The 24,073-nt window shown below is 58.7% G+C and carries 22 protein-coding genes; 13 read left to right on the top strand and 9 right to left on the bottom strand.

Going from position 1 to position 24,073, the window contains the following annotated elements:
• The first annotated feature begins 27 nt into the window (after positions 1-27).
• Positions 28-582, top strand: a complete 555-nt coding sequence (locus AC2FEB_RS12125) for a L,D-transpeptidase (RefSeq protein WP_496672203.1) — start codon at positions 28-30, stop codon at positions 580-582.
• An 18-nt stretch (positions 583-600) separates the two neighbouring features.
• Here AC2FEB_RS12125 and AC2FEB_RS12120 read toward each other — a convergent pair whose 3' ends face one another.
• Positions 601-1,227, bottom strand: a complete 627-nt coding sequence (locus AC2FEB_RS12120; protein WP_117870199.1) for an arylesterase — start codon at positions 1,225-1,227, stop codon at positions 601-603.
• A gap of 66 nt (positions 1,228-1,293) precedes the next feature.
• Between AC2FEB_RS12120 and AC2FEB_RS12115 the strand changes: the two genes are divergently transcribed.
• Together AC2FEB_RS12115 and AC2FEB_RS12110 are read left to right on the top strand one after the other, a co-directional pair.
• A complete protein-coding gene (locus AC2FEB_RS12115; RefSeq protein ID WP_117870201.1) occupies positions 1,294-1,989 on the top strand; it encodes an ABC transporter ATP-binding protein in 696 nt (231 codons plus the stop codon).
• A complete protein-coding gene (locus AC2FEB_RS12110) occupies positions 1,986-4,514 on the top strand; it encodes an ABC transporter permease (RefSeq protein ID WP_496672209.1) in 2,529 nt (842 codons plus the stop codon). The genes AC2FEB_RS12115 and AC2FEB_RS12110 overlap by 4 nt, the downstream gene beginning before the upstream one ends.
• Before the next feature lie 2 nt (positions 4,515-4,516).
• Here AC2FEB_RS12110 and AC2FEB_RS12105 read toward each other — a convergent pair whose 3' ends face one another.
• A complete protein-coding gene (locus AC2FEB_RS12105) occupies positions 4,517-4,963 on the bottom strand; it encodes an RrF2 family transcriptional regulator (RefSeq protein WP_170346430.1) in 447 nt (148 codons plus the stop codon).
• Between the two features lie 93 nt (positions 4,964-5,056).
• On the opposite strand from AC2FEB_RS12105, the gene AC2FEB_RS12100 reads away from it, so the two are divergent.
• Positions 5,057-5,626 carry a gamma-glutamylcyclotransferase family protein gene (locus AC2FEB_RS12100; RefSeq protein WP_496672212.1) on the top strand — a complete coding sequence of 190 codons (570 nt, stop codon included), beginning with the start codon at positions 5,057-5,059 and terminating at the stop codon, positions 5,624-5,626.
• Positions 5,627-5,678: 52 nt separating this feature from the next.
• Here AC2FEB_RS12100 and gltX read toward each other — a convergent pair whose 3' ends face one another.
• Together gltX and AC2FEB_RS12090 are read right to left on the bottom strand one after the other, a co-directional pair.
• Positions 5,679-7,004 (bottom strand): glutamate--tRNA ligase, encoded by a 1,326-nt coding sequence (gltX, locus tag AC2FEB_RS12095; RefSeq protein WP_496672214.1) that lies wholly within the window; start codon positions 7,002-7,004, stop codon positions 5,679-5,681.
• 75 nt (positions 7,005-7,079) lie between these two features.
• Positions 7,080-7,514, bottom strand: a complete 435-nt coding sequence (locus tag AC2FEB_RS12090; protein ID WP_496672217.1) for a DUF1801 domain-containing protein — start codon at positions 7,512-7,514, stop codon at positions 7,080-7,082.
• A 116-nt stretch (positions 7,515-7,630) separates the two neighbouring features.
• Between AC2FEB_RS12090 and AC2FEB_RS12085 the strand changes: the two genes are divergently transcribed.
• Positions 7,631-8,563 (top strand): MBL fold metallo-hydrolase, encoded by a 933-nt coding sequence (locus AC2FEB_RS12085; protein ID WP_496672220.1) that lies wholly within the window; start codon positions 7,631-7,633, stop codon positions 8,561-8,563.
• A gap of 4 nt (positions 8,564-8,567) precedes the next feature.
• On the opposite strand, the gene AC2FEB_RS12080 is transcribed toward AC2FEB_RS12085, so the two are convergent.
• The 3 genes from AC2FEB_RS12080 to AC2FEB_RS12070 all read right to left on the bottom strand — a co-directional run bounded on the left by AC2FEB_RS12080 (position 8,568) and on the right by AC2FEB_RS12070 (position 12,233).
• Positions 8,568-9,899, bottom strand: coding sequence for an NAD(P)/FAD-dependent oxidoreductase (locus AC2FEB_RS12080; protein ID WP_496672222.1), 1,332 nt, complete (start codon positions 9,897-9,899; stop codon positions 8,568-8,570).
• Positions 9,900-10,036: 137 nt separating this feature from the next.
• Complete coding sequence (locus tag AC2FEB_RS12075) at positions 10,037-10,261, bottom strand: hypothetical protein (protein ID WP_496672224.1); 225 nt, start codon at positions 10,259-10,261, stop codon at positions 10,037-10,039.
• A 313-nt stretch (positions 10,262-10,574) separates the two neighbouring features.
• On the bottom strand, positions 10,575-12,233 hold the full coding sequence (locus AC2FEB_RS12070; protein ID WP_496672227.1) for an NAD+ synthase: 1,659 nt from the start codon (positions 12,231-12,233) through the stop codon (positions 10,575-10,577).
• Positions 12,234-12,387: 154 nt separating this feature from the next.
• On the opposite strand from AC2FEB_RS12070, the gene AC2FEB_RS12065 reads away from it, so the two are divergent.
• Complete coding sequence (locus tag AC2FEB_RS12065) at positions 12,388-13,869, top strand: MORN repeat-containing protein (protein WP_496884077.1); 1,482 nt, start codon at positions 12,388-12,390, stop codon at positions 13,867-13,869.
• A 4-nt stretch (positions 13,870-13,873) separates the two neighbouring features.
• Here the strand turns inward: AC2FEB_RS12065 and AC2FEB_RS12060 are convergent, their stop codons facing one another.
• Positions 13,874-14,539 (bottom strand): SDR family NAD(P)-dependent oxidoreductase, encoded by a 666-nt coding sequence (locus AC2FEB_RS12060; RefSeq protein WP_496672233.1) that lies wholly within the window; start codon positions 14,537-14,539, stop codon positions 13,874-13,876.
• 289 nt (positions 14,540-14,828) lie between these two features.
• Between AC2FEB_RS12060 and AC2FEB_RS12055 the strand changes: the two genes are divergently transcribed.
• A complete protein-coding gene (locus AC2FEB_RS12055; protein ID WP_117870220.1) occupies positions 14,829-16,397 on the top strand; it encodes a 2-isopropylmalate synthase in 1,569 nt (522 codons plus the stop codon).
• Between the two features lie 168 nt (positions 16,398-16,565).
• Here the strand turns inward: AC2FEB_RS12055 and AC2FEB_RS12050 are convergent, their stop codons facing one another.
• Complete coding sequence (locus AC2FEB_RS12050) at positions 16,566-17,351, bottom strand: 23S rRNA (adenine(2030)-N(6))-methyltransferase RlmJ (protein ID WP_117870222.1); 786 nt, start codon at positions 17,349-17,351, stop codon at positions 16,566-16,568.
• Between the two features lie 155 nt (positions 17,352-17,506).
• Between AC2FEB_RS12050 and AC2FEB_RS12045 the strand changes: the two genes are divergently transcribed.
• Genes AC2FEB_RS12045 through AC2FEB_RS12020 form a run of 6 tightly spaced genes read left to right on the top strand, consistent with a single transcriptional unit; the run spans position 17,507 to position 24,073 of the window.
• Positions 17,507-18,553 (top strand): rod shape-determining protein, encoded by a 1,047-nt coding sequence (locus AC2FEB_RS12045; RefSeq protein ID WP_039523195.1) that lies wholly within the window; start codon positions 17,507-17,509, stop codon positions 18,551-18,553.
• A 58-nt stretch (positions 18,554-18,611) separates the two neighbouring features.
• The gene (mreC, locus tag AC2FEB_RS12040; protein WP_496672237.1) at positions 18,612-19,514 is read left to right on the top strand and encodes a rod shape-determining protein MreC; all 903 of its coding nucleotides are present in this window, start codon (positions 18,612-18,614) and stop codon (positions 19,512-19,514) included.
• Positions 19,507-20,043: a rod shape-determining protein MreD gene (locus tag AC2FEB_RS12035; RefSeq protein ID WP_496672240.1), complete on the top strand. Its 537-nt coding sequence runs from the start codon at positions 19,507-19,509 to the stop codon at positions 20,041-20,043. The genes mreC and AC2FEB_RS12035 overlap by 8 nt, the downstream gene beginning before the upstream one ends.
• Positions 20,040-21,989: a penicillin-binding protein 2 gene (gene mrdA / locus AC2FEB_RS12030; protein ID WP_496672242.1), complete on the top strand. Its 1,950-nt coding sequence runs from the start codon at positions 20,040-20,042 to the stop codon at positions 21,987-21,989. The genes AC2FEB_RS12035 and mrdA overlap by 4 nt, the downstream gene beginning before the upstream one ends.
• Complete coding sequence (gene rodA / locus AC2FEB_RS12025) at positions 21,986-23,125, top strand: rod shape-determining protein RodA (RefSeq protein WP_117870230.1); 1,140 nt, start codon at positions 21,986-21,988, stop codon at positions 23,123-23,125. The genes mrdA and rodA overlap by 4 nt, the downstream gene beginning before the upstream one ends.
• Positions 23,126-23,140: 15 nt before the next feature.
• A complete protein-coding gene (locus AC2FEB_RS12020; protein WP_496884076.1) occupies positions 23,141-24,073 on the top strand; it encodes a 2-hydroxyacid dehydrogenase in 933 nt (310 codons plus the stop codon).

The following is a 24,073-nucleotide window of genomic DNA, read 5'->3' as shown; positions in this document are numbered from 1 at the left end:
TTTATTGGTCATTCGATGAGGGTTTCGATGTTTACACGCCGTATTTTTTTGGCTGGGGCTGCGGCCAGCATGTTGCCGGGTATCGCCAACGCGAAAAAAGCGGTCGAGTATGATCCGACACCGCAATTCGTGCGCATCAAAAAGCAGTTTGTGCCCGGTCAGCTGCTGGTCGCCCCCCGCTCGTTCTATCTTTACTACGTGACTGAACCTCGCAAAGCGATCCGCTATGGCTGCGGTGTCGGCAAGGCCGGGCTGGAGTTTACCGGCACAGCTACCATCGATGTGAAAAAGGAATGGCCGACCTGGCGTCCGACCATTGAAATGATCGAACGTGATCCCGTCGCTTACGCAAAATTCAAGGACAATGACTATGTCCAACCCGGAGGCGGAGACAACCCACTGGGCGCGCGGGCGCTGTATCTGTTCCAGAACGGTGTCGATACCTATTTCCGTATCCACGGCACGACACAGCCACAAACCATCGGTCGGGCAGTGTCCAACGGTTGCATTCGAATGCTGAACGAGCATGTGATCGATTTATACAGCCGGGTCCCAATCGGAACTGTCGTTACAGTCGTCTGATCGTCCCTGGGTGGGCGCTTATCTTTCTCCACCGGCTTGATCAACAAGCTTCAGCACGGACGGGCCCAGAGATTCAACGATCTTTGCCACCCCATCCGCGTTTGGATGTATTCCGTCAGGCTGCATGAACTGTGATACCGCACCGGGGTCACCCCCTGCTGCAAGCCCTTCAAAGAAACCTGCAGCGAAGAGGACGTCGAACTCGTTCGCCAAGTCAGGGTACATCCCGTCGAAAGCTTGCTTGTAATCGGCCCCGTAGTTACCCGGAGCCTGCATGCCGATCAGCAGAACCGGTACATTCGCGTCACGCGCCACGTCCAGGATCCTGCGCAGATTGGCCTTCGAGACGGCTGGATCGATCCCACGCAACACGTCATTACCGCCAAGGGCAACAATCATACCGTCCACATCCGGCGTCAGGGTCCAATCCACGCGCGCGGCCCCGCCCGCTGTGGTATCGCCCGAAACGCCGGCGTTGATTACCCTGACATCCGCCCCCTGCGCGTGCAGCCAACGGTCAAGCTGCGGAACAAACCCGCTCTCCTCCACCAGCCCATAGCCCTGAGTCAGCGAGTCTCCCAAAGCCGCAATCACCACTTGTTCGGCTGTGGCCGCAAAACCGCACCACGTGAAAAGGCCTGCCATCAAAGCCTTGCGCAATGTAGTGATCGCTCCATATCCCAAAAGACCGCTCCTTTTTCGGGTAGACCCATGACGACTGCTGTTCTTGCCCTCCAAAATGCCGCTTTGTCACTGGATGGCAATGCCGGGCGGGTCGATATTCTGCATGACATTTCATTGACAGTGAACAAGGGCGAGACGCTGGGGCTTATCGGGCCTTCGGGCTCGGGCAAGTCTTCGCTGCTGATGTTGATGGGAGGGTTGGAACAGGCCACGCGCGGTCAGGTCGTCGCTCTGGGTCAGGACCTGACTGGAATGGATGAGGACGCACTGGCCCGGTTTCGACGCGACAGTATGGGGGTGGTGTTTCAGAACTTCCATCTGATCCCGACAATGACGGCACTTGAAAACGTGGCGACCCCACTGGAACTGGCGGGGCACAAGGATGCGTTCGACCGGGCCGGGAATGAGCTGGAAGCCGTGGGCCTGTCGCACCGTCGTGATCATTATCCGGCGCAACTTTCGGGCGGTGAACAACAACGTGTTGCCTTGGCGCGAGCATCTGCGCCACGTCCCAAAATCCTGTTGGCTGATGAACCGACCGGGAATCTGGACGAAACGAATGGCGCCGCGATTGTTGATCTGCTGTTTGGTTTACGCCGGAAATTCGATGCAACCCTGGTTCTGGTGACACACAGCCTTTCGTTGGCAGAAAGATGTGATCGGGTCGTTCGGTTACGCGACGGCAGGATCACCGAAGAGACCCGGCAGGAGGCTGCGGAATGAGCCTGCGGATGGCCGGGCGGCTCGCGCGTCGCGAGTTGCGCGGTGGCCTGCGCGGTTTTCGGATATTGCTTGCCTGTCTGGCACTGGGGGTCGCAGCAATTGCCGCCGTCGGATCGGTCCGTACAGCCATCCAGACGGGGCTGGCACAAGAAGGAGCATCGCTGCTGGGCGGCGATGCCGAACTTGAGTTCACCTATCGTTTTGCCGACCAGGCCGAGCGCGCCTGGATGCAACAAGCGTCTGCGCGAGTTTCCGAGATTGTCGATTTCCGCTCGATGGCCGTTGTGCCCGGCGCTACGGATCCGGAACGAGCACTGACTCAGATCAAGTCGGTCGACAATGCATACCCACTCATTGGAACGGTTCGGCTGGAACCCGACATCCCGCTGCAAGACGCTCTGAACGGCAGTTCCGACTTACCCGGGGCTGTGATGGAACCCGCGCTGATAGACCGGCTTGGGGTGTCCATCGGTGATCGATTTGCGCTTGGTACGCAAGAGTTCATCCTGACAGCGGCCTTGCTGAACGAGCCCGATAGCGCGGCGGATGGATTTGGCCTTGGGCCGCGCACTCTGGTACGAACCGAGGCGTTGCAGGCGTCCGGTCTGCTGGAACCCGGAACGCTGTTTTCGACAAAATACAGGATGATCTTGCCCCAGAACGCAAACCTTTCGGATGTATCCGCAAAGGCTGATGCGGCATTCGAAGGCACCGGGATGCGCTGGACGGATGCGCGCAACGGTGCCCCCGGAATATCCGAGTTCGTCAATCGCCTGAGTGCTTTTCTGGTCCTTGTCGGGCTGTCCGGGCTTGCCGTCGGCGGCATCGGCGTGTCTGCTGCCGTGCGTGCTTATCTGACGCAGAAGACGGAAACCGTTGCGACGCTGCGCACCTTGGGGGCCGATCGCGCCACCATTTTTCAAACCTACATGATTCAAATTGGCGTGCTGTCTGTCATCGGGATCGTGATCGGCCTGACCCTGGGTGGATTGGCACCGCTTGTTCTGGCCCCACTGCTGGAAAGCCAATTGCCGGTTCCCGCAGTGTTTTCCCTGTATCCACAGCCGCTGATTGAGGCAGCAATTTACGGTCTGCTTACAGCGTTCCTGTTCACCCTTTGGCCTTTGGCCCGAACCGAGGATGTGCGCGCCGCGACGTTGTTTCGCGACGCATTAAACTCGGCCCGCCCCTTTCCGCGGCTTGTTTTTGTCGTGGCGACAGGAGTTGGGTTGTCGTTGCTGATCGCCCTTGCTTCATGGTTCAGCAGCTCAACCCGGCTCACCCTCTGGACCAGTGGCGGGCTCGTTGGCGCACTGGCGCTCTTGAGCCTCGCCGCTTATGCCGTTCGCAAACTGGCCCGGGCGAGTGCTCCGTTGGCCCGCGGCCGACCCACACTCAGATGGGCATTGTCCGCCATCTCAGACCCGCGCGAAGGCGCAGGGTCTGTGGTTCTGTCATTGGGGTTGGGCTTGTCAGTGCTGGCTGCGGTCGGGCAGATCGACGGCACCCTGCGAAACGCTATTTCGGGCAACCTGCCGGATGTCGCGCCTTCGTATTTCTTTGTAGACATTCAGAAGGATCAAATGCCCGGCTTCACCGAGCGCCTGCAAAGCGACCCCGCAGTCAGCCGCATTGAAAGCGCACCGATGTTGCGCGGGATCATCACGCAGATCAACGGCCGGCCCGCTCGGGACGTGGCCGGAGATCACTGGGTGCTGGAAGGGGATCGCGGCGTGACCTATTCGGTTCAACCTCCGCCGAACGCACGCCTGACCGCAGGGGAATGGTGGGCTGAAAACTACGCGGGTGCGCCTCAGGTCAGTTTTGCCGCAGAAGAAGCTGAAGAGATGGGTCTGAACCTGGGCGACCAGCTGACCGTCAATATCCTGGGGCGTGACATCACGGCAGAACTGACGTCCCTGCGCGAGGTGGATTTCTCCACGGCGGGAATGGGCTTTGTCATGTCGATGAACCCGTCTGCGCTGGCTGGTGCGCCGCACAGCTTTATCGCGACAGTCTATGCCGAAGAACAGGCGGAGGCGGCCATCCTGCGGGATCTTGCAGGCCAGTTCCCCAATATCACGGCCATTCGGGTGCGCGACGCCATTGACCGTGTATCGGGCCTGTTGGCAGGCATCGCCGCAGCAACCTCGTATGGCGCAGGAGTATCTCTGCTGACCGGATTTCTGGTGCTGATCGGCGCAGCGGCGGCGGGCGAACCTGCCCGCAGATACGAAGCAGCAATCCTCAAGACATTAGGTGCAGACCGCGGCCATATTCTGCGCAGCTTTGGCCTGCGATCTGTTCTGCTTGGGGCCGCCGCGGGTTGCGTCGCGCTGTTCATTGGCATTCTGGGCGGCTGGGCCGTCGCCACCTACATCTTCGACACAGAGTTCACGGTCATCTGGTCATCGGCCTTCGGGATCGTTCTGGCCGGGATAGGCGTCACGTTATGTGCAGGACTGGCATTTGCCCTGCGTCCACTTTCGGTGCGTCCGGCGCGCATATTGCGCGCGAGCGATTGAAATCAGCGCACGCAGGCCACAGGCTGCAAGAGCCTCAGCAGCGGATCATTGTCACATACCAACGCATCCAGGGTAACATCGTCCAGGGACGCATAGAACACCTCTGCCGCATCCTGAAGCGCAAGCCTCAACCGGCAGGCATCCGTGAGCGGGCAAGTGTTGTCAGCATCGGCGAAACACTCGGCAATGGGCAAAGCGCCTTCAACATGCCGGAATACCGCACCGATGCGTATCTGGTCCGCCGGGCGCGCCAGCGACATTCCACCGTTACGACCGCGCTGCGTGCTTAGATAATTCAGCTGGCTCAACTGATTGATCACCTGCGCCAGATGGTTTTCCGAAATGTTGCACACTTCGGCGATTTCGGATTTCGTGACCAGCCTGTCCGGGTGAGCTGCGCAATACATCAACAGGCGCACAGCGATATTCGTCCGTTTGGTAATCCGCATGAGGGCCTCCCTAAACTCAAGATGCAACCTTATTGCATGTCCGGGAAAAAAGCGGTTTGACATACATCAATCGACCGAAAGGACACTTCTCGGATGGCCGACCCCTATTTCTTTGGCTATGGCAGCCTTGTGAACCTCACGACGCATGATTTTCCCGATCCGCGCCCCGCGCGACTGAAAGGTTGGCGGCGGGCCTGGAGGCACACTGATCTGCGACCCGTGGCGTTTCTGACTGCTGTGCCCGACCCCGAGTCAGAGATCGACGGCATGATTGCGCATGTGCCAAAAAATGACTGGGCCGCGCTGGATGAGCGGGAATGGGCGTATGACCGAATTCCTGCAACGCATTCGGTTTCGCATCCCCTGACTCACGATGTCGAAATAGCTGTCTACGCCGTCCCGCAAGATCGGCACAACCAGCCCAGCAATCACCACCCGTTGCTGCTCAGCTATATCGATGTTGTCGTGCAGGGTTACTTGCGGGCCTTCGGCGAGGACGGCGCGGATCGGTTCTTTGAGACGACAACCGGCTGGGACGCCCCGATCCTGAATGATCGCGCCGAACCGCGTTATCCACGCCACCAACAACTCAAACCTGTCGAGCGTGATTTTGTCGATGACCGCCTGACCAGTTTGTCGGTTCGGATTGAGCAACCGGCTTGACGAAAAAGAGCCACGCCGATGACGTGGCCCATAACTGTCGTGTACCACAGCGTTAGCCGCGCGCGCGGATCACCTGCAGCAGCGGCATCAAAGCAGCCATTTCCGGGCCGCGCTCCATGCCGGTCAGCGCTTTGCGCAATGGCATGAACAGGCCTTTGCCCTTGCGACCGGTTGCCTCTTTCACGGCTTTGGTCCAGGTGCTCCAGGTCTCGCCGTCGAACGTACCCTCGGGCAGCAAAGCCATCGCCTCGGCAATGAATTCCTGATCTTCTTCGGCGATCAAGGGATCGGCCCCGTCACGGCACAGCTCCCACCAGCCCTTTAGATCGGCCAGGGTGGTGATGTTTTCACGGGCCATGGCCCAGAAAGGTTCCGCCAATTCATCGGGAACACCGGCATCCGCAACGGCACCGGCCACATCGACCAGCGGCAGCGATTGCAAATACCTGGCGGTCAGCGGGAACAGATCCTGTACATCGAACTTGGTCGGCGCGGCGCCAAATCGGTTCACATCGAACCCGTCGATCAGCTCTTCCATTTCCGAGCGCAGCTCGACCGGATCCGACGAGCCCAGACGCGCCATCAGGCTCAGCAACGCCATTCGCTGCACACCCTGTTCACGAAGATCGCGCAAGGCCAGCGTGCCCAGCCGTTTCGACAATGCCTCACCCTGCGGACCTGTCAGCAGAGAGTGGTGGGCAAAACGCGGACAACGCCCGCCCAACGCCTTGATGATCTGGATCTGCGTCGCCGTGTTGGTCACATGGTCTGAACCACGTACAACATCAGTTACGCCCATTTCAGTATCATCCACAACCGACGCAATCGTATAGAGAACCTGACCATCGCCACGGATCAGAACCGGATCGGAAACCGACGCCGCATCAATCGAGATGTCGCCAAGAATGCCGTCATTCCATTCGATACGTTCATGATCCAGCTTGAAGCGCCAGACGCCGTTGCCACGTTCGGCGCGCAAGGCTTCTTTCTCGGCCTCCGACAGGTTCAGCGCAGCGCGGTCATAGACCGGCGGCTTGCCCATGTTCAGTTGCTTCTTGCGCTTCAGATCCAGTTCGGTCGGCGTTTCGAATGCCTCGTACAAACGGCCCATCGCGCGCAGCTTATCGGCCGCCTCGGCATAGCGATCCATACGGTCCGACTGACGCTCGACCCGGTCCCAATGCAAACCCAGCCATTCCAGGTCCTGCTTGATGGCATCGACATATTCTTCTTTCGACCGCTCAGGGTCGGTATCATCGATGCGCAGGATGAACGTACCGCCTGCTTTGCGGGCAATCAGATAGTTCATAAGGGCGGTGCGCAGGTTGCCCACATGGATGTAACCGGTGGGCGACGGGGCAAAACGGGTGGTTGTCATGGGTGTCTCCTGTTGGCGCGGCTCTTGTCACATGGGGGCGTTTTTGTCCAGCCGCCGCTTGGTCCATCAGGTGATTCAGAAAGGTTTTACCGGCCACACCCTGTTGAGATCGTCCAATCCGGCGCGAATTAGCTCGGACAATACTCCCGAGTCGATATCCGCCAGCTTGTTGACATAAAGACAGGACTTACCCAGTTTGTGCTTTCCCAATCTGGCCACCAGATCTCCAAAATCTGCGTAACCCGGCATGATATAAATCACCAAAGCTGATTTGCGCGGTGAAAAGCCGGTTGCCAGAAAGTCCCCTTCACGACCCGATTTATAGCGATAGTGGTAGCGGCCATACCCGATGATCGACGGTCCCCACATGAGCGGTGTATACCCGGTGGTGGCGCGAAACAGTTTGTCAAGCTCGTGCGCGTCTTCGGCGCGACGTGCCGGTTGAACCGTCGTCAGGAAATGCTCAACGCTTTGATCCGTCGGAACTGTCTTGTTGTCTGATCGCGCCATGAACAAAATTTAACACGTAATATTCATCCCTGCACCCCATCTGGATGGCGTATAAACTGGCAACAGACTCACGACGCCCTAACTGAACCAATGAAGTCCTGACAGGGAGAACGAAGATGACAATTAAACTCACACGCCGCGCCGCTTTGGGAACTGCTGCCGCCTTGCCGTTTGCAACTGCGGCCGCACCGGTTCTGGCCGCAAGCCCGGAAACCAAAGCAAACTCGACCATCGCCAAGTCATTTCATGTTGGCGACTTCACGGTCACGACCCTGCTGGATGGCAGCTTTCCACGCGACGGAGTCAAAGAGATTTTTGGGGGCGGAGCGTCGGACGAAGAATTCGCCCGGGTTTCTTCTGAGAACTTTATTCCAGCGGACGTCACACAGTTTTTCTTTACCCCCTCGCTGGTCAATACAGGCTCAGAGCTGGTTCTGTTCGATACCGGCCTGGGGCAAGGCGGCATACAGGCCGCTCTGGCAGATGCAGGTGTGACCCCGGATCAGATCGATGTGGTCGTGATAACGCATATGCACCCTGACCATATCGGTGGCATGACGACCGAAGGCACGCCCACCTTCGCAAATGCGCGCTACGTGACGGCGGCTTCGGAATATGATTTTTGGGCTGCGCAGGACGCAGGCAATCGTGTGGGCGATCTGGTCGCTGAAAAAGTCACACCACTGGCCGAGAAAATGACCTTTGTCGAAGACGGGGGCGAGGTTGCCGCTGGCATTACCGCGGTTGCCGCTTATGGCCACACACCGGGCCACACGGTTTACCATCTGGAAAGCAACGGGCAACGTCTGGTGCTGACAGCGGATATGGCCAACCACTATGTCTGGTCTTTCGCGCATCCCGAATGGGAAGTCCGGTTCGATATGGACAAGGCCGCAGCAACTGCCGCACGCCGCAATGTCCTTGGCATGCTGGCTGCCGACAAGGTGCCTATGGTCGGCTATCACATGCCTTTCCCCGGTGCTGGTTATGTTGAGGCACGCGGAGAAGGCTTCCGCTTTGTCCCGGTCAGCTACCAGATGATGGGCTAAGCTTTCAGTACCCCGGATCCGGTCGCACTTTTGAACCGTCGCTGAACCGCGACAGGCGAAAGGCAGCCGGGTCCACGCAAGGCACTGTTTCTGAGACCAGATCAGCCATCAGTCGTCCCGCCCCGGGTCCGATTCCAAAACCATGGCCTGAAAACCCCGTGGCGATGTACATTCCCGGCAGGTCATCCACGCCCGAGATGACCGGAATGGCATCCGGGGTCACATCGATCATACCTGCCCAACTTTGTACGATCTCGCTTTTTTGCAAAGCGGGATATCCCTTGCACGCGCTGGCCCAGGCGCGTCGCAACGTTTTTTGCGACGGTTCAGGGTCCAGGATCCGGCACCGTTCGAATGGTGTCACATCGGTTGGCAGCCATATCCGGTTCTGTTTTGCTTCGACCGTCCAGCGTTTGGACAGGCGAAAGCGCAGAGATTTCCACTCCTGTGCGAAAGCTGGCAGGAACCGCATCGCCAACCGGAAACTGTCCGGCACGATGTCCACAGTATTCTCGTGACCGGACGCAATTGTGTAACCACCATCGGCCCGTTTTCGGATCGCAAAGTCATCCGACCACAACGATGCCTCGGGCCCCTCTGCGATGGGGGATGTGCGCAGCACCGTATTCAGGACTTTCAGCTGCGGCAGTTCGATCCCCGCATTGCCAGCAAACAGGCGCGACCACGCGCCCCCGGCCAGAACGACACTGCTGCTGGCAACTTTGCCACGTTCCGTGAAAACACCAGCGATACAGCCAGCCTGAACGTCCACACTGCGTACGGCGCAATTCGTCATGATCACAGCGCCCCGATCCTGCGCAGCCTGGGCGATTACAGGGGCTGTCCATTGTGGTTCAGCACGTCCGTCCTGTGGCATGTACAGCGCGGTTTCAATGCCCGTTTGGTTGCCGTGCAAAAGGTCTGCCAACTCACCGCCCGAAACCATCCGCGCGCCGGTCTGCAAACCCTCCACGTGGTGCAGCCAACGTTCCATGTTCCCCGCATCCCGCTTACCTGATGCGCCAAAAAGGATACCGGATTGGGTATACCCTGTCTTGCGGTCCAGCCGGTGATCCAGCGTCTGCCAGATGCGCAACGATTCTTGCATCAGGGGAATTTCCCTTGGGTCCCGCATCCCAAGACGGACCCACCCCCAGTTGCGAGAGCTTTGTTCGGAGGCAATCTGCCCTTTTTCGCACAAAAGGACCGAGGCGCCCCGCTCTGCAAGTTCCAGCGCGGTTGAAACGCCAATGATACCGCCGCCAATGACCACAACATCAACGGATTTCGGCAGGGCAAGATCAGATTCTACAGGAGTCGGTTTAGGAGCGGTCATCGATAGGCCTTACTCTGTCGCTTGGACCGTTATGGAGACCAAGAGACAAAGCATAGGCAATACAAACCGTCACCGCGACCAAGCGAATTTTGGCATCTGTGACCCAGACGCCTGAGGCTATGAATGCGGGCCGAAGGTTACGCTGCGCCGGACAGTTCCGCCCATTTCTGGCGCAAGATCGCAGACAACCGTTTTTCTTTCAGTGCTGCTTGTGCAGACACATCTTCCTGTGGATGCAATTGCGGAAACTCTGGCCGCAACATCGCCACTCTCTGATCTTCCGACTGCCGCTGCTCATTCAACAAATCGGCAATTGCTGAATCCAGCTTCTCTTCATCCAACTCTTGCGGCGAAGATTCCATTGTACGCCATCTCAAAGGCGCATGAAGCGATCTTTCATAGTCCTCGTACATTTTAACACCAAACCATTCACTCAGACATCCAACCCCGGATACGTCGCGTTCACCAAAATCAGCTTTGCAACTTCAACAAACAATGCGTCGCATCCGCCCCACATTGGGCAACTTCCAAGCAAAAATGTGTCAGAAAAATGTCATCCAAACAAGTCTGGGGTGGCCTTTTTTGCCTCTTTCCACAGGCAATAACCCCCGACCTGGGAACAATGCGCGCAAAGGAAACTTCACTGTTTCCAATTACCTGGTGAACCTTCGGCTTTCAGCGACGTTCGCGCCAGCGATTCACGATCGGGTACCGCCGGTCCAGCCAGAATGCCCGTTTGCTCAGGCGCGTACCCGGAGCGGACTGGAACCGCTTGTACTCGCTGATATAGATCAGATGTTCGACCCTTGTCGCATCCGCCTCGTCAAATCCAGCGGCGACACAATCCGCGATGGACCCATCCTGATCGACCAGAATATCAAGTATCCCGTCCAGTACGGGATAGTCCGGCAGGCTGTCGCTGTCCTTCTGATCCTCACGCAGTTCGGCGCTAGGTGGCTTGTCGATGACTGACGGGCGAATGACCTTTCCGTCAGGCCCCATCATCCAGTTTCGATGATTGGCGTTGCGCCAACGGCAGGTTTCGAACACGCGGGTTTTGTACAGATCCTTGATCGGGTTGTAACCGCCATTCATGTCGCCGTAGATCGTGGCATAACCTACCGCGACCTCGGACTTGTTGCCGGTGGTCAACAGCATTTCACCAAACTTGTTCGAGATCGCCATTAGCAATAGCCCGCGCAGGCGGGACTGAATGTTTTCCTCGGTCAATCCCTCATCCAACCCCGCAAACAACGGAGCCAGAGTGTTGGTGACAGCAGCCCGGCTTTCCGAAATCGGCACATAGTCATAGTGCACACCCAGTGCCTTGGCGACGGCCTCGGCATCGTCCAATGACGCTTGGCTGGTATATTCCGACGGCAACATCACGCAGCGAACGTTGTCGGCCCCGATAGCGTCCACCGCGATAGTTGCCACTAACGCGGAATCGATCCCGCCGGACAATCCCAGCAATGCCTTTTTGAAACCGGTCTTGCCCATATAGTCCCGCAGGGATTGAACCATCGCGCGATAGTCCTGCTCCCACACATCCGGCTGAGGCACGATCTCGGCAGGCACAATGCGCCAGCCGTCATCGCCACGCGCAAGATCCACCTGCGCAACCACTTCGTCAAACACCGGCATCCGGAAGGCCAGTTCTCCGCCCGGGTTGAGACCGAAGCTGGCACCGTCAAACACCTGATCGTCCTGCCCGCCAACCATGTTCAGGTAGATCAGCGGCAGGCCCGTTTCGACCACGCGCGCGACCATATGGTTCAGACGTACATCGTATTTGTTCCGGAAATAGGGCGATCCATTGGGGATCAGCAGAAACTCGGCCCCGGCTTCCTCAAGCGTTTCCGCCACATCCAGGTGCCAGCCATCCTCGCAGATGGGGCTGCCGATCCGGAAGTTGCCAACCGAATACGGACCGCCCAGAGGACCCGCATCATACAGGCGCACTTCGTCGAAAACAGTCTCATTCGGCAGGTGGTGCTTTAGAACCTTGCTGGTGATCCGCCCCCCCTTCAGGATCAGATAAGCGTTATACAGCTTTCCGTCATCGACCCACGGACCACCCAAGGCAATCGCGGGCCCTTTGGCGCATTTCTCGGCCAGAGACTCGACCGCATCCATGGCCGCGTTATGAAACACCGGCTTCAGAACAAGATCCTGCGTGTTGTAGCCGGTGATGAACATCTCGGGGAACGCCACCAGATCGGCACCCTCGGCCTTGCCTTGTTCCCACACGGCAACGACCTTGGCCGCGTTACCTTCGATATCCCCTACTGTCGGGTTCAATTGCGCCAGAGTGATGCGGAATCGGTCGGCCATGCTGCCCTCTTGCCTCGTCAGTCCTATTGCCATTTAGCAGATCACCGCGCGAGTAAAAGGCCAATGCGGCAAAACCCGTTGCCCTGCCCTCGACGGTACCCTAGTTTTGCGCACAGGGATGCAACCAACGATGATCCGGCAGGCAGGACCAAAAATGAACGTGATCCGAAACTCAATTGCAGCTGTGGCCATGAGCCTGGCAGCTGTGACCGCTTTCGCGCAGGACAGTACGGTTATCGTCAAGGATGACGAAGTGGGCGGCGTCTACGAGGGCACCTATGAAAACGGCCTGCGCCACGGGACGGGTACGTATCGGCTGCCCAACGGGTTCGAATACACCGGCCAGTGGGTGGAAGGCGAAATTCAGGGTCAGGGCATCACCAAGTACCCTGATGGATCGGTTTACGAAGGCTCGTTCGCAAAAGGTCAGCCGGAAGGGCGCGGCAAGATCGTCTATGCCAATGGCAGCAGCTATGACGGTGAGTGGTCTGACGGGTCCATCAACGGCACAGGCGTCGCTGAATTTGCCAACGGCTCGAGCTATGAGGGTGAGTTCAAGAATGCACAACGGCACGGCAAGGGCAAACTGACCTTTCCCGACGGATACATTTACGATGGCGATTGGGTGGACGGCCAGCGGCAAGGCAAAGCCACGATCACCTATGCCGATGGCAGCGTCTACGAAGGCGATGTCAACGCCGGCTTGCGCGATGGCACGGGCACCCAGACGATGCCTGACGGAATGATATACGAGGGCGAATGGACGCAGGACCAGATCACCGGTACAGGTCGCCTGACCTATGCCAATGGCGATGTGTATGAAGGTGAGCTTGTGGAAGGGCGCCGCCAGGGCAAGGGCAAAGTAACTCACGCGTCAGGGGACGTCTATGAGGGCGACTTTGTCGATGATCGCCGCCAGGGCAAGGGCACGTTCACCGGAACCGATGGTTTTGTGTACACCGGCGACTGGAACCAGGGTCAGATAGAAGGTCTGGGTGAGCTGACTTATCCCGACGGCTCGGTTTACGTGGGCGATTTCGTGGCCGACCTGGCGGAAGGAAACGGCCGCATTACCTATCCCGACGGCTCCACCTATGAGGGTGAGTGGATCGCGGGCGTAATCGAAGGTCAGGGTACGGCGACCTATGCCACCGGTATGATCTACAAGGGTCAGTTCAAAAACGCGCAAAGCCACGGCAAGGGTGTGATGACCCGGGCAGACGGTTCGATCTATGACGGGGATTGGTTCAACGGGGTCCGTCAGGGAAAAGGCAAGGCGACCTACTCTGATGGCACGGTATACACCGGAGACTTCATGAACGGAAAACGTCACGGCAAAGGAGAAATCGGGACCCCTGCCGGATTCAAGTATAGTGGCGACTGGTCCGAGGGCAAAATCAACGGCGAAGGCATAGCGACCTACTCGAACGGCGATGTCTATGAGGGCAACTTTGTCGACAACAAGAGACAGGGCAGCGGGACCATGCGTTACGCCAACGGGCAAGAGGAAACCGGAATTTGGGAAAACGGTGTGTTGCCAAATCAAACCCCGGATCAACAGGGCGGCGCTGACACTCCGGCACAGCAGACAGACCCTGATACAGAGGCGGTACAACCAGTTCCATCTGGCGAATGATCACTCACCAGGGAACAGGTTTTCCGGCCCAGTCAAAGAAGCCACCGGTATCTGCCGGGCTTAACCCGCCAATCACAGACAACAGATTGCGCGCGCCTTCGCCGGGTTCAACGGCGGGATGCCGGTTCAGATATTTCCGAGTGAACTCTGTCTTGACCGTACCCGGATGCAGCGCAACACATATCGCCTGTTTATGTGTCCGGGCCAATTCAATTGCCGAAGTATGGACGATCTGATTAACCGCTGCTTTGGCCGCGCGGTAGCTGATCCAGCCGCCCATCCGATTGTCGCCGATGGACCCGACCCGCGCGGACAAAACAGCAAATACCGAATGCCGCTGTCGCGGCAACAACTGATGGGCCCGGCTTAGCACCAACGCCGGACCAACGGCATTCAGAGCAAACTGGTCCATCATTGCCCTTGCCGAAACAGATCGAATGGTCTTTTCGGGCGCACTGCCTGAAACTTCCAGCGCCCCGGAAGCGACAAGAACAAGATCGAACGGTCCTGAAAGGCGGTCAAGCATCCGGCTCGCTCGGTCTGGTTCCATCAGATCGAACCCCTCGACAGAGCGCGAGAGGCAAGTCACCGCAACGCCCTGTGCCTCCAATTGCTCGCGTACGGCCGCACCAATCCCGCCGGACGCACCAATGATCAAAGCTGTATCCATCTGCGATCAGCTAGCGGCATGGCCGGATCAATCAAGGGAAAAGGAATTTGGAAAAGCCTACACCGCAACTTGTCGAAAATTGGTTCTTTTCATTCTTGTCGTCGTCTGTATAACCTCAATTCCATGATCAACCGCGCAGATATCCTTTGTGTCGACTCCGCCCTTCGCGGTGTGTCTCTGCGTGGCCTACTGATCCTAATCCGCCTCTGAGCGTGCCATCCGGCGCGCCCGCTCAGAGGAGGACGCCAGCGCGCCAACAGGCTTTAGGACAGACAAGAAAGAGATTCCCATGACCAACGTGACCGACCAAGACCGCGTCTTGATCTTCGATACCACTTTGCGCGACGGCGAGCAGAGCCCCGGCGCGACCATGACCCATGACGAAAAGCTTGAGATTGCCGAACTGCTGGATGACATGGGCGTCGACATCATCGAAGCAGGTTTTCCGATCGCATCAGAAGGTGACTTCAAAGCGGTATCCGAGATCGCGCAACGATCGAAAAACAGCCGCATCTGCGGACTGGCCCGCGCCAATTTCACCGATATCGATCGCTGCTGGGAGGCGGTCAAACATGCGGAACAGAACCGCATTCACACCTTCATCGGCACCTCTCCGCTGCACCGCGCCATTCCGAACCTGACACAGGACGAGATGGCTGACAAAATCCACGAAACGGTCAGCCACGCGCGTAACCTGTGCGAAAACGTGCAGTGGTCGCCGATGGATGCAACCCGAACCGAATGGGACTACCTGTGTCGCGTGATCGAAATCGCGATCAAGGCCGGGGCGACCACCATCAACATCCCTGACACCGTGGGGTATACTGCGCCGCTGGAATCCGCGGATCTGATCAAACGCCTGATCGAGACGGTTCCGGGCGCAGATGAGGTGATCTTTGCCACCCACTGCCACAACGACCTTGGCATGGCGACAGCGAATTCGCTGGCGGCCGTCATCGGCGGTGCGCGCCAGATCGAATGCACCATCAACGGCTTGGGCGAACGTGCCGGAAACACCGCGTTGGAAGAGGTCGTTATGGCAATGCGCACGCGCAATGACATCATGCCCTTCCACACCGGGATCGACACGACCAAGATCATGCATATCTCACGCCGGGTCGCTACGGTGTCGGGTTTCAACGTGCAGTTCAACAAGGCCATTGTCGGCAAAAACGCTTTTGCTCACGAAAGCGGCATCCATCAGGACGGAATGCTCAAAAATCGCGACAATTTCGAGATCATGCGTCCCGAGGATATCGGCCTGTCGGGCACATCCCTGCCACTGGGCAAACACTCCGGGCGCGCGGCACTGCGCGACAAACTTGAGACGCTTGGCTTTGAAGTTGGCGACAATCAACTCAAAGATATCTTTGTGCGTTTCAAGGACCTGGCGGATCGCAAGAAAGAAGTGTTCGACGACGATCTCATTGCGCTGATGACGCTGGATGAGGCGGACGACTATCTGCAACTGGTGTCGATGAAAGTCACCTGCGGCACCGGCGGTCAGGCGGAATCGACAGTCGAGTTGGAAGTCAACGGCAAGGACGTCATCGCAACTGAACATGGTGACGGGCCGGTTGATGCGACCTTCAAGGCGATCCGTGCGATTTATCCCAACACAGCCCGTTTGCAGCTGTATCAGGTTCATGCGGTGACCGAAGGCACCGATGCGCAGGCCACGGTTTCGGTCAGGCTGGAAGAAGATGGCATGATTGCCACGGGTCAGTCGGCGAACACGGATACCGTCGTGGCCTCGGCCAAAGCCTATATCCACGCGCTGAACCGCCTGATCGTGCGCCGGGAAAAGACCGGCCCGGGCGCGGATGCCCGCGAAATCAGCTACAAAGACCTGACCTGATTCAAATAATGGCGCGATAAAGGGCTCCCGCACCTGCGGTTGCCCGGCTGCGCCGGACACCTTTGCAGCTTTGGGCCCGGCAGCGCGCTGCCGGGCTCAACATGTTTGACGGCATCTCTGATGCAGGCAAACAAGGCGGGAGTATCGGTTGGAATCCCGTTGTTGACCTCAGAGACCTTCAAATAGCTGCGACAGACGGGACGTTTCTTCCTCGATGCCGAATGGTGCATTCAGGATGAACATCCCTGATCCCACCATCCGATGCCCCTCGCGCACCGGTGGAAACGTCACCTCATGACAAATGGTCTTAGGGAAGTTTTGCGATTTGAGCGTCGCGATCATTCGGGCATGACGCTTGCCCGTCAGGACCGGGTACCACAGCGCGATCACCCCGACATTCCATTTCCGGTGCAGTTTGGCAATCACACCGGGCAGTCGATCGTAATCGGTCTTCACCTCATAGCTTGGGTCGATCAGCAACATTCCCCGTCGAGGCGTCGGAGGCAGCAGGGACTGCACCAGTTCAAACCCGTCCTGCTGATACACCCTCGCCCCAAACGGCGACATCGCCAAAGAAAGCGCGGCATGTTCCTGAGGGTGCAGCTCTGCAAAATGCAGACTGTCCTGATACCTCAACAGACTTGCTGCAATCATCGGTGACCCCGGATAGGCCGCGTCACCGTGCCGGGCATGTACGTTTTCCAGAACCCGCGCCATTGGATGTTCAGGTCCGAACCACCCTTCTCTCTGCGCGCGCACGATCCCAGCCGCCGCCTCGCCTGTCCGCATGGATTCGTCCGCGTCCAACTGGTACAGACCCCGCCCGGAATGCGTTTCGATATAGCTGAGCGGCTTGTCCTTGCGCGTCAAATAATCCAGCACCCACGCCAGTAACGCGTGCTTTTGGACGTCAGCCAGATTCCCGGCATGGTAAATGTGTTGATAAGAGAGCATTTTGCCTTCTAAAGTCCCAATCAATAAGGCGGAAAGGTGCTGATCGTCGCGGAATCAGCCCTTTTACCGGGCGTGATGGCACCCTATAAGTCATCCGTCCCGGAACCGTCGAGTCGCGGGCAGTAGAAAAACCGACATACAGGATCAGGGGAAACATGGGGATCTTTGGCAATCTGGGCGGCCTGTTCACAGCGGACATGGCCATTGACCTTGGAACAGCGAACACGCTGGTTTACGTCAAGGGGCGCGGTGTCATCCTGTCTGAGCCTTCGGTCGTAGCCTATCACGTCAAGGACGGCGTGAAAAAAGTTCTGGCTGTCGGCGAAGATGCCAAGCTGATGCTGGGGCGAACGCCCGGTTCGATCGAAGCCATCCGCCCTATGCGCGAAGGTGTGATTGCTGACTTCGATACCGCCGAGGAAATGATCAAGCACTTCATCCGCAAGGTTCACAAGCGCTCAACTTTCTCGAAGCCCAAGATCATTGTCTGCGTCCCCCATGGCGCGACACCCGTTGAAAAACGCGCAATTCGTCAGTCGGTTCTGTCCGCTGGTGCCCGCCGTGCTGGCCTGATCGCCGAACCGATCGCCGCCGCGATTGGCGCGGGCATGCCGATCACCGACCCGACCGGCAACATGGTCGTCGACATCGGCGGTGGTACAACCGAAGTGGCGGTTCTGTCGCTGGGCGACATTGTCTATGCCCGTTCGGTCCGCGTTGGTGGTGACCGCATGGATGAAGCCATTATCTCGTACCTGCGTCGCCAGCAGAACCTGCTGGTCGGTGAATCCACTGCGGAACGCATCAAGACGACAATCGGCACGGCGCGTATGCCCGATGATGGACGCGGCCAGTCGATGCATATCCGAGGTCGTGACCTGCTGAACGGCGTACCGAAGGAAATCGAGATCAGCCAGGCCCAGGTCGCCGAGGCGCTGTCGGAACCTGTCCAGCAGATCTGCGAGGCAGTGATGACTGCGCTCGAGACCACTCCGCCCGATCTGGCCGCCGATATCGTGGACCGGGGCGTCATGCTGACCGGTGGTGGTGCATTACTGGGCGATCTTGATCTCGCCCTGCGCGAACAGACCGGCCTGGCCGTGTCCATTGCGGACGAAAGCCTGAATTGTGTGGCTTTGGGCACGGGCAAGGCGCTAGAATACGAAAAACAGCTACGCCACGCGATTGACTACGAAAGCTAAGGCACGCACCTTTTAGAGACAGGCTTAATTCGGCACGAGCAGCACGGGAAGGTAACCTGTGGCAAAAGACCGATCACAGCGCGATGACTACACGACCCCTCTGCGCAGATTGTTGCTGGGGATCGTCATTCTGTGCTTGCTGGGCATCTTTCTGGTTTGGCGGATCGACAGCCCGCGCGTCGAGCGGTTCCGCGCCCAGGTGGTGGACACGATCGTGCCCTCGATGGATTGGGCCATGGTGCCCGTGACTGCCGCTGTAAACCTTATCCGCGATTTCCAAAGCTATCAGCGCCTGAGCGAGCAAAACCGCGAGTTGCGTAGCGAACTGCGCCTGATGCGTGCCTGGAAAGAGGCCGCACTGCAGTTGGAGCAGGAAAATGCACGGCTGCTGGATCTGAACAATGTCCGCCTCGACCCGCGCCTGACATACATCACGGGCGTCGTGATGGCCGACAGCGGCTCCCCCTTCCGACAGTCCGTCCTGTTGAATGTGGGGGAGCGCGACGGGATCGTCGATGGATGGGCCACGATGGATGGCATCGGACTGGTAGGCCGGATTTCCGGCGTCGGGCCGGATACGGCACGGGTGATCCTGGTAACGGACGCCACCAGTGCCATCCCGGCAACGATCCAGCCTTCTGGTCAGACCGCACTGATCAAAGGAGATAACACCCCGGCCCCAGTGGTCGAGTTCCTGGAAAACCGAGAGCTGATCCGTCCCGGTGATCGGGTGATCACATCCGGCGACGGTGGCGTGTTTCCGGCAGGTCTGCTAATCGGCCAGATCGCCGCGGATCCGGGCGGCCGCCTGCGCGTTCGCCTATCGGCGGATTTTGAACGGCTCGAATTTCTTCGTGTTCTGCGCTTCCATTCGCCCCCCCCAATTCAGGATCCGGGTGGGATCGTCGGGCCAACGCGACCCGAAACTGCGCTTGTACCGGATGAGGTAAGTGATGGATAGGCCGGCCTCGTACAGCTGGGCCATGCGCGGCCTTTACGCTGCGCTGTCCTTTGTCGTGCTGTTCCTGCATTTGCTGCCGCTTGATGCGCAACCGGATCGCTGGCCCTTTCCCGATGTGCTGATTGCGCTGACCTTTGCCTGGGTGTTGCGGCGCCCCGATTATGTGCCCACCCTTCTGGTTGCGTTTGTCATGCTGATGGCGGACCTTTTACTGCAACGCCCGCCCGGCCTTCTGGCCGCCTTGGTGGTGTTTGGCGCAGCCTATCTGCGTGCCGCCGCTCCGGGTATGAAGGACACGGGATTTGTCGGAGAATGGATGTCGGTCGGTGTGGTGATTGCCATGGTGTTTTTGATGAACCGAGTCGTTTTGTCGATCTTGTCGGTGCAGCAGGCCGCTTTGTGGTCAGTGGTGATTCAACTTGTGCTGACAATCGCCTTCTACCCGGTCATCGTGTTGCTGACCCAAAGCGTATTTGGTGTCCACCGCTTGTCTGCGGCGGATGCCGGAGCCGTGGGAGGCAGGGCATGAAGCAACGCAAACCCAAGTCGCAGGGCCTTGCCTATAAACGCCTGCCACGCAGAGCGCTGGTGCTGGGCGGTTTGCAGGCGGCTTTTATCGGCGGGCTGGCTGCACGAATGCGTTTCATGCAGGTGGATCAGGCCGACGAATATCGCCTGCTGGCTGAAGAAAACCGCATCAACATTCGCCTGATCCCACCGACCCGTGGACGAATCTATGACCGCAACGGGCAGATCATCGGTCAGAACTCACCATCCTATCGCATCGTCATCGTGCGTGAGGATGCGGGAGACGTCGACAAAGTGATTGCCAAATTGTCAGAACTCATCCCGCTGAACGATGATGAGATCGAGCGCGCCCGGACCGAAATGCGCCGATCAGCCCCGTTCCTGCCAGTGACACTGGCGGATCAGGTCACTTGGGAAGACATCTCGAAAGTCGCGGTCAATGCCCCGGCCCTGCCGGGTGTGACGCCCGAGGTCGGCCTGACGCGACAATACCCACGCTATGAGGATTTTGCCCATATCGTCGGCTATGTCGGCCCGGTCAGCGACTATGATCTCAGCAAGCTTGAAGACCCCGAGCCGGTTTTGCGAATTCCCCGGTTCCAGATCGGCAAGGTCGGGCTGGAGGCAAAACAGGAAATTGCGCTGCGGGGTAAAGCCGGTGCAAAGCGCGTCGAAGTCAATGCCACAGGGCGCGTCATGCGAGAGCTGGACCGGCAGGAAGGTCAGCCCGGTGCCGACTTGCAATTGGCGATCGATGCCGACTTGCAACAATATGCGCAAGCGCGGCTGGCAGGTGAAAGCGCTGCCGCAATTGTTCTGGATTGCGAAACCGGGGATCTGCGCGCTGTCAGCTCTACACCCAGTTTCGATCCAAATCTATTTGTGCGCGGAATCTCGGTCGCTGATTATCGGGCGTTGACGCAGGACAAGTATCGCCCCCTGGCCAACAAGTCCGTGCAAGGCACTTATCCCCCGGGGTCGACGTTCAAGATGGTCACTGCATTGGCCGCGCTGGAGGCTGGCGTGATAGGCCCCGGCAACACAGTGTATTGCCCGGGGCACCTGAAGGTCGGCAGCCGCCGGTTCCACTGCTGGAAGCGCGGCGGGCATGGCACGGTCGATCTGAACCTGTCGCTGAAACGCAGCTGCGACGTTTACTATTATGACGTGGCTTTGCGGGTGGGCATCGACAGGATATCCGAGATGGCCCGCACGCTGGGTCTGGGGGCCAAACACGATATTCCGATGTCGGCGGTCGCCGCGGGGCTCGCCCCCAATCAGGAATGGAAGCAGCGGACACACGGTCAGGATTGGCTGGTGGGCGACACGGCCAACGCGTCCATCGGGCAAGGGTTCATGCTGGCCTCGCCGCTGCAACTGGCCGTAATGACCGCCCGCATCGCCACCGGCCGATCCGTGACACCGCGCCTTGTGCGCTCGATCGACGGTGTCGAACAGCCCTCAGGTGAAGGGGAGCCGCTGGGCATCAACGCGTACAATCTGGAACAGGTTCGTAACGCCATGTTCTCGGTCTCGAATGATCGGCGAGGGACGGCCTATCGCAGCCGCATCATCGCGGATGAGTTCCGCATGGCCGGCAAAACCGGCACCAGTCAGGTTCGAAACATCACCAAGGCCGAACGCGCTGCGGGTGTGATCAGCAACAAGGACCTGCCATGGGAACGTCGCGACCACGCCTTGTTCGTCTGTTTCGCCCCCTATGACAATCCGAAATACGCGGTTGCCGTGGTCGTTGAACATGGCGGCGGGGGGTCCAAGGCGGCGGCACCGGTGGCCCGCGATATCATGCTTCAGGCGCTCTATAACGGCACCCCGCCGCTTGAGGCTTATCCTGTTGCCGACCGCGAGCGTATCAAGGAACAGCAAAAACGGCTCGAGGGCGATCGTCGCCCCAAAGCGCGTCCCGACGGAAAGGACCGCGCATGAGCTACCTTGAATATGCCGTGAAATCCACGCCGTCGGGGTTTCGGAAGTTCCTGTACATGAACTGGCCGCTGACCCTGCTGCTGATCAGCACCGCCAGCGCTGGATTCCTGATGCTGTATTCGGTCGCAGGCGGTTCGTGGACACCCTGGGCCGAGCCGCAGATGGAGCGTTTTGGGCTTGGCCTGACCGCGATGTTCATCATTGCTCTGGTTCCGATCTGGTTCTGGCGCAACATGTCCGTTCTGGCCTATCTCGGTTCGGTCGCCTTGTTGGTGTTCGTGGAATTGTTCGGCACCATCGGCATGGGTGCACAGCGCTGGATCGACCTTGGGTTCATGCGTCTTCAGCCCTCAGAGGTCATGAAGGTGGCACTGGTCATGGTTCTGGCGGCGTATTACGACTGGCTTCCATCGCACAAGACGTCCCGCCCTCTTTGGGTCTTTATCCCCGTGGCCCTGATTGTCCTGCCCACTCTGCTTGTTCTGAAGCAACCGGATCTCGGCACGTCGATCCTGCTGTTGGCCGCCGGTGGAGGGCTGATGTTTCTTGCGGGTGTCCACTGGGCGTATTTTGCAGCCGTCATTGCAGCCGTCGTGGGCCTGATCGCCGCCGTGTTCAACAGTCGCGGGACCGAATGGCAGTTGCTCAAGGACTATCAGTTCCGCCGGATCGACACGTTTCTCGACCCCTCTACCGATCCTCTGGGTGCCGGGTATCACATCACGCAATCCAAGATTGCCCTTGGCTCGGGGGGCTGGAACGGGCGCGGTTTCATGCAGGGTACACAATCCCGGCTGAACTTCTTGCCCGAGAAACACACCGATTTCATCTTCACCACGCTCGCCGAGGAGTTCGGCTTTGTCGGGGGCATCACGCTCTTGGTCCTCTACGCCCTGATCCTTGTGTTCTGCATAGCGACCGCGCTGGCCTCCAAGGATCGGTTCTCCTCCCTGGTCACATTGGGCATCGCGCTGAACTTTTTCTTATTCTTTGCCGTCAATATGTCGATGGTGATGGGCATGGCACCGGTCGTGGGCGTCCCTCTGCCAATGGTCAGCTATGGCGGTTCGGCCATGCTGGTGCTGATGGCCGCGTTCGGCATCGTCCAAAGCGCTCATATCCATCGTCCCCGCTGATCTGAAAGGCCCCAGATGCCCGTAAACGTTCTGTTTTCCGCGCGCCCTGCCCTCTGGCCCGTGTATGAACCGCTGCTCACTCAATACCTTGCAGAAGCTGGCGTCCAGGCGGAGATCAGTACGGATTTTGAACCGGATCAGGTTGATTACGTAGTCTACGCTCCGAATGGCGGATTATTGGATTTTTCGCCTTTTACGCGCCTGAAGGCGGTTCTGAGCCTCTGGGCCGGGGTTGAAAAGATCGCTGACAATGACACGCTGAGCGTCCCCTTGGCACGGATGGTGGATCACGGGCTGACGCAGGGTATGACCGAATGGGTGGTGGGCCATGTGCTGCGCTATCATCTGGGAATGGATCGCCACATCACCATCCAGGATGGCGTCTGGGCCCCGGATGCCCCACCTTTGGCGCAAGAGCGCAACGTGTGCATTCTGGGCCTCGGCGCATTGGGCGAAGCCGCGGCCCGCGCCCTGGCCTTACTGAATTTCACGGTCACTGGCTGGAGCCGCACCGCCAAGGACATCCCCGGCGTGACCTGCCTGCACGGTCCTGACGGGCTGCGTGATGCACTTTCTCAGGCCGAGATACTGGTTTTGCTGCTGCCTGATACCGCCACCACTGAAAACGCGTTGAATGCAAAAACGCTGGCCTTGCTGCCCAAAGGCGCGCGGATCATCAACCCGGGCCGCGGGCCCCTGATCGATGACGAAGCGCTGCTGGATGCCTTGAACTCGGGTCAGATCGGTAATGCGACGCTGGATGTGTTCCGGGTCGAGCCCTTGCCCCCCGATCACCCTTATTGGGCACATCCGAACGTGACTGTGACCCCTCATATCGCGTCCGAGACCCGCCCGGCCACAGCCGCGCAGGTCATTTGCGAAAACATCCGACGTGGCGAAGCCGGAGAGCCCTATGTGCACCTGGTGGATCGCGCGTTGGGCTACTGA

This window comes from Ruegeria sp. YTSC106 (genome assembly GCF_059609765.1).
This window is presented reverse-complemented; position numbering and strand designations above follow the sequence as displayed.